Origin of the sequence: Citricoccus sp., assembly GCF_035445025.1 — a bacterium.
In the GTDB taxonomy this organism is placed as follows: Bacteria; Actinomycetota; Actinomycetes; order Actinomycetales; family Micrococcaceae; genus Citricoccus.
On the sequence record NZ_DAOMPX010000095.1, the window covers coordinates 1 to 5,550 of the forward strand.

Here is a 5,550-nt window from a genome sequence, read left to right on the forward strand (position 1 = left end):
CCGACGCCCCACGCGGCACTGAGCATGCCCACCACGGCGACCGCGGAGATCAGGGTGGCCGCCGCCCACTCACGCCGTGACCCGGTGGGGCCCAGCACGGGCAGCTTCATCCGTCCGCCACTGCTCCACATCTCCCGCACCAGCGGTGTCCGGGACAGCTCCCGTGGCCGCCGGAGGCGCACGGGCCACAGCAGGTTGCAGCCGCCGTCGGTGAGCATGTCCCCGGCGACGTGGACCACCACGCCCAGCGCCACCGCCAGCACGAACCAGGAGCTCTCCGCTCCCAGCCCCACGGTGACCAGCGCCCCGCACAGGATCCCCACCAGCCAGGGGGCCCTGCGTGCCCGGTCCGGCATGAACCGCAGTGCCTTCACCGCGAAGGCGGACAGCAGCACGGTCCCGATCCCGGCGCCGAGCTGCAACGCGCCGGACTCGGTCGGCAGCGTCAACCGGGAGAGCAGCCAGGCCATCAGGGTGAACGCGGCGATCCCCAGCAGCGAGTGCGTCCCGTTGCGGTGCCCACCGGCGGCCCGGCCGAGGATGCGGCACAACCACTCCGAGACCGGCGGCAGTGAGTGGGCGATGGAGGCGTGGCGGTGGTCGGCGTCCGGCAGCAGTGCGGCGCCGGCGGCGACGATCGCCCCGGCCAGGACCCCGAGGTCCGTGATCCCGCCCAGCAGTCCGAATCCCAGGGGGATGGCCTCCGGCAGCGTCAGCAACGCCCCGGTGCCCGTGCCGAACAGCCCGACGCCGGCCAGCGGTCCCAGCGCCAGCTCACCGTCGGCGGCGATCAGCACCCAGGCCGCCGCGCCGCAGGCGGCGTGATGTGGTCCCATCATGGGCGGGGTCCCCTCCTCGCAGATCAGGTGGGATGCCGTCGCGGCGGCACCCCGGAACGCCCTCGGGATCGGCCCGGATGGTCGGTCCCGAGGGCACCCAACATCTGACCACACGGGGCGGACGGGTTTAGCCGTCGCGGGGCCGGCGTCCTGCGGGCACCCCCGCGGGGGTGGTCATCCGCGGTGTCATCCACCGGTCGGAGACAGTCGATGGAGGTGTCCTGCAACCTTTTCGGCGCCGGAGCGGTAATTCGGGCGTAACCGTCGAGATGTACCCGTCGATTTCCACCCCAGGTCCGGCGTCGGCCCCATCGGTTCCCGGACCGCGGCGAGCACCGCCACCACCATGCTCGGGGTTCGCCGCTGCTCGAACAGAAAAGGTGACGCAGTCATGGCCATCATGAACCCCGCACTCCGAGACGCCGCGGACGCGTTCCGGGGCCGCCCGGCACCAGGGGGTGCCCCGTCGGGCGTCCTCTCCCAGGGCGTCGCTCGGCGAGGGATCCGCGCGGCCGGCGTTCCCTCGCCGGGTGTCGCCGAGCCAGACGTCCCGGCGCAGGGTGTCGCGGACGCCGAGGCCACCACCTCCGGCGTCCCTGCCTCCGGCATCACACCCCCCGGCTTCCCAGCTTCCGGCATCACAACCCCCGGCCGCCCGGCATCCGGTGCTCCCGGGCCGCGCGGGCCGGTGCGGGACCTGCCCCGCGGGCCGATGCCGCCCCTGACCGCGCTCACCGCACACCCGTCCGAGGGCTGGAAGCCCGAGGGGGACTGGAAGCTGTACGCCGAGTGCGGTCCGGGTGACACCGAGCTCTTCTTCTCGAAGGACCCCATGGAGAAGAAGGCGGCCCTGGCGATCTGCAACGACTGTCCCGTGGTCAGCGAGTGCCTCGCGGAGGCGATGACGCAGGAGACGGGAGTGGACCTGCACGGCCGGTACGGCATCCGCGGCGGGACCACTCCGGTCCAGCGGCGGGAGCTGGCCCGCAGCCTGAACCAGCGCCCGGCGAAGCCGCGCCGCAACACGCCGACCTCGAAGGCCGGGTGAGCGGCGCGGCCCACGGCAGCGCGTCAGGGTGCCGCCGCAGCGGTCACCGGTGCCGCAGCGGCTTGCGGCTGGTCTCCGGGGCCAGGGCCACGGCGACGAACGAGACGGCGGCGGCGGCCATGAGGTACCAGCTCGGCGCGAGGTCGGTGCCCGAGGTGGCGATCAGCCACGTGGCCACGAGCGGGGCCGTGCCGCCGAAGATGGCGTTGGAGAGGTTGAAGGAGACGGCGAAGCCGGAGTAGCGGACCCTCGTGGGGAACATCTCGGCCAGGAAGCTGGGCAGGGTGCCGTCGTTGAGGGTCAACAGGGCACCGAGCAGGATCTGGACCAGCACGATCACCACGAAGCTGCCGGTGCCCAGCAGGACGAACGCCGGGTAGGTCAGCACGATGAACAGCACCGAGGCGCTGATGAGGACCTTCTTGCGCCCGAAACGGTCGGAGAGCATGCCGGTGAGGAAGATGAACCCGATGTAGGTCAGCAGCGCCACGGTGGTGGCGATGTAGGACAGCGTCTCGTCCAGGCCGATCTCCTGCGAGAGGTACGTCGGCATGTAGCTGAGGATCACGTAGAAGCCGACGGCGTTGAGCAGCACGGCGCCGCTGGCCACGAGCAGGGCGCGCCAGTGCTGGGTGAACAGGTCGGACACGGGGGTCTTGACGGCCTCGTCCTCCTCGGCCAGCTCGCGGAAGACCGGGGTGTCCTCGAGCTTGTTGCGGATGTAGCGGCCGATCAGGCCCATGGGGGCGGCCAGGAGGAAGGGCAGCCGCCAGCCCCAGTCGCTCATCTGCCCGGCGTCGAGCAGGCCGGTGAGCAGCGCGGCGATGAGGGAACCGAGGAGCAGGCCGGTCGCCGTCGAGGCCGGGACGACGGCGGCGAACAGGCCGCGCCGGTTCGCCGGGGCGTACTCGACGAGGAAGGCCGAGGCGCCGGCGTACTCACCGGAGGCGGAGAAGCCCTGGACCACGCGCAGCAGCAGCAGGGTGATCGGCGCCCAGATGCCGATGGCGGCGTAGGACGGGATCAGGGCGATGCAGAAGGTCGCCATCGACATCAGCAGGATGGACCAGGACAGCGCGGTGCGCCGGCCGATGCGGTCGCCGAGGTGACCCCAGACGAACCCGCCCAGGGGCCGGACGAGGAAGGAGATCGCGAACAGGGCGAAGGTGAGCATGAGGCCGGTCTGCGGATCGGACTCGGGGAAGAACACCGCGGTGATGGTGACCGCGAGATAGCCGTAGACGGCGTAGTCGAACCACTCGACGAAGTTGCCGATGAAGCTGGCGGCGACCACCCGGCGTCGGGTGGAACGGATCTCCTCGGGGCGGGGCTGTCCGCTGAGGGAGAGGTCGGGGGCGTCATGGCCCGGTGTGCCCGACCCGGGATGCTGGCTGGGGAGGGGCTGAGAGGCCGTGCCGGAGGATGAGTTTCGGATCATGTGTAACCACCCAGGTTGAGGTTGCATGGTTTGCAACGAGGTTGCATAGATGCAATCATGTGACCCGGGTCACGTCAAGGCATGGGGCCCGTGGCGGGAGCGCCGGTGCGGGGGCCGCGGGGTGGGCCTGCATAGTATGAGGCAGGTCACCTCTGTCACCGTCAGGAGCCCCATGAGAACCCGAATGACGCCCCTCCGCCCCGCCCTGGCCCTGCTGGGCCTGGCCGCCCTCACGCTCACGGGTTGTGCCGACCAGATCAGGGGCGCCCAGGGGGTCGCGGAGACCTCGCCGGTGCCCGCCGTGGGCTCGGGGGACGCCGCCGGCGCCTCGCGGCTGGACGCCATCAAGGACTCCGGCCGTCTCACGGTCTGCACCACCGGTGACTATCCGCCCTTCACCGAGCAGGCGGAGGGATCCGGGGAGTTCACGGGCATCGACGTGGACATGGCCAGGGACCTCGCCGAGACCCTCGGTGTCGAGGTCGAGTGGGTCAAGACCAGTTGGAAGACCCTCATGGACGACTACCTGGCCGGGTGCGACATCGCGGTCGGCGGCATCTCGATGAACCCCGAGCGTGCTGAACAGGTCTTCTTCACCGCCCCGACCCTGGAGGACGGCAAGACGCCCATCGCGCGCTGTGAGGACGCCGAGAAGTACCGGTCCATCGAGGACATCAACCGTCCCGGCGTCACCTCGATCTTCCCGGAGGGAGGCACCAACGAGAAGTTCGCCCGCGAGCACTACCCCGAGGGCGAGCTGAAGACCCACGACAACCTGACGATCTTCGACGAGATCGTGGCCGGCCGCGCCGACGTGATGACCACCGACCGTTCGGAGGTGCTGTACATCGACCACGAGTACGAGGAGCTCTGCGCGGTCAATCCGGACGAGCCGTTCGACTACTTCCAGAAGGGCTACATGCTCCCGCAGGGGGACGTGGTCTTCAAGCACTACGTGGACCAGTGGCTGGACATCGCCCTGAACGACGGCACCTATGACGAGATCGCCCGCCCCTGGATCGGCGACGTGGACCTGACGCTGGAGCGCTGAGCCGACGACGCCGCGCGCCCCGCCGGTCCCAGGCGGAGGGGGCCTCAGGCGGCGGGGGCCTCCTGGGTCCGGTGGCCCCGGCGCTGGCGGAGCACCACGGCCGCACCGGAGGATCCCAGCAGGACCAGGCCGGCCACCAGGGTGGCGCCGCCGGCGCCGAGGGAGCCGTCGGTCCACTCGATGAGCGCCTCCGTGACCGCGGTGGTCAGGGCGATGACCCCCACGGCCAGGAAGGGCCACCAGCCGCGCCACCAGTACAGGCCGAACAGCGCCAGGGCGACGACGAACGTCACCGCGTACGCCCAGCCGGGTTCAGGATGCGCCAGGAGGACCTGCGCCCCCAGGAGCAGCATCAGTGCCCCGACCGCCCCGCCCAGCTGGGGTTCGGTCCACCACCGGCCGAGCAGGGAGAGGGCGAGCCACGCGGCGCCCACCGCCAGGATCAGCACGGCACGCAGCACCTCGGCGCGGTAGTCGTCGCCCGTCCAGACACTGGTGAGGAACACGACGGTGGCCAGGGCCAGCGCCAGATGCAGCAGCGGTGAGGGGGCCAGCACGTAGCCGACCAGCAGGATGACCAGGGCCAGCACCACCCCGGAGGTCATGGACACGTTGTGCAGGTCGTAGGACGGCGGCGGGAAGTTCTCGTGCAGGATCCAGCTGCCCAGCGCGACGCCGGCCGCGATGGACGCCGCGACCACGAGCGTCCCGGCCAGGAACCGGGGACGCGGGCCGAGCCGGTCGCGCAGCAGCCAGGCGCCGCCCGCGGCCCGGACGATCACGAGGGCACCGGCCAGGAGCACGACGGCGATGCCCCCGAGGATCAGGCTGCGTTGGAGGGCCGTGAGGTCGCCCCAGTACTGCGCGGCAAGCAGGATGACCGCGACGACGACCAGCGCGGCGCCCGCGTAGGCGATCACCTCGGTCAGTCGCGGGCCCGTCCGCCGGCGTTCCTCCGGTGCGCCGACGGCACCGGGCGGGGCGAGCTGGCGCTCGACGACGGAGATCGCGTCCTCCGCCCGTTGTGCGTCCACCAGCCCGGCATCCACCAGGCCCGTGACGATCCGGCGCGAGGTCCCCTGCTCATTCATGCGCGAAGCATAACCCTCCGGTGATGCTCCGGGTCAGGCCCCGGTCCCGGTCAGGTCGCGGTTGGGCGCGGGCCGGTCTGCTG

At 71.4% G+C, this 5,550-nt stretch carries 5 protein-coding genes; 2 read left to right on the top strand and 3 right to left on the bottom strand.

The genetic code is table 11. The features are described from left to right. Positions 1-839, bottom strand: an 839-nt coding sequence (locus PLJ28_RS14665; protein WP_324590321.1) for a metal-dependent hydrolase, incomplete at its 3' end; no start/stop codon positions are given. Positions 840-1,551: 712 nt separating this feature from the next. Between PLJ28_RS14665 and PLJ28_RS14670 the strand changes: the two genes are divergently transcribed. Further along, positions 1,552-1,887: a WhiB family transcriptional regulator gene (locus tag PLJ28_RS14670; RefSeq protein WP_298044697.1), complete on the top strand. Its 336-nt coding sequence runs from the start codon at positions 1,552-1,554 to the stop codon at positions 1,885-1,887. 43 nt (positions 1,888-1,930) lie between these two features. On the opposite strand, the gene PLJ28_RS14675 is transcribed toward PLJ28_RS14670, so the two are convergent. Next, positions 1,931-3,325, bottom strand: coding sequence for an MFS transporter (locus tag PLJ28_RS14675; RefSeq protein WP_298044695.1), 1,395 nt, complete (start codon positions 3,323-3,325; stop codon positions 1,931-1,933). Positions 3,326-3,497: 172 nt separating this feature from the next. Between PLJ28_RS14675 and PLJ28_RS14680 the strand changes: the two genes are divergently transcribed. Further along, complete coding sequence (locus PLJ28_RS14680; RefSeq protein WP_324590322.1) at positions 3,498-4,376, top strand: transporter substrate-binding domain-containing protein; 879 nt, start codon at positions 3,498-3,500, stop codon at positions 4,374-4,376. Positions 4,377-4,420: 44 nt separating this feature from the next. On the opposite strand, the gene PLJ28_RS14685 is transcribed toward PLJ28_RS14680, so the two are convergent. After that, the gene (locus tag PLJ28_RS14685) at positions 4,421-5,467 is read right to left on the bottom strand and encodes a hypothetical protein (protein WP_298044691.1); all 1,047 of its coding nucleotides are present in this window, start codon (positions 5,465-5,467) and stop codon (positions 4,421-4,423) included. Positions 5,468-5,550 lie beyond the last annotated feature (83 nt).

Bases quoted from the DNA above. Each gene is read 5' to 3' on its own strand.
- PLJ28_RS14680 (WP_324590322.1), top strand. From the start codon at position 3,498: ATGAGAACCCGAATGACGCCCCTCCGCCCCGCCCTGGCCCTGCTGGGC.
- PLJ28_RS14675 (WP_298044695.1), bottom strand. From the start codon at position 3,325: ATGATCCGAAACTCATCCTCCGGCACGGCCTCTCAGCCCCTCCCCAGC.
- PLJ28_RS14685 (WP_298044691.1), bottom strand. From the start codon at position 5,467: ATGAATGAGCAGGGGACCTCGCGCCGGATCGTCACGGGCCTGGTGGAT.
- PLJ28_RS14670 (WP_298044697.1), top strand. From the start codon at position 1,552: ATGCCGCCCCTGACCGCGCTCACCGCACACCCGTCCGAGGGCTGGAAG.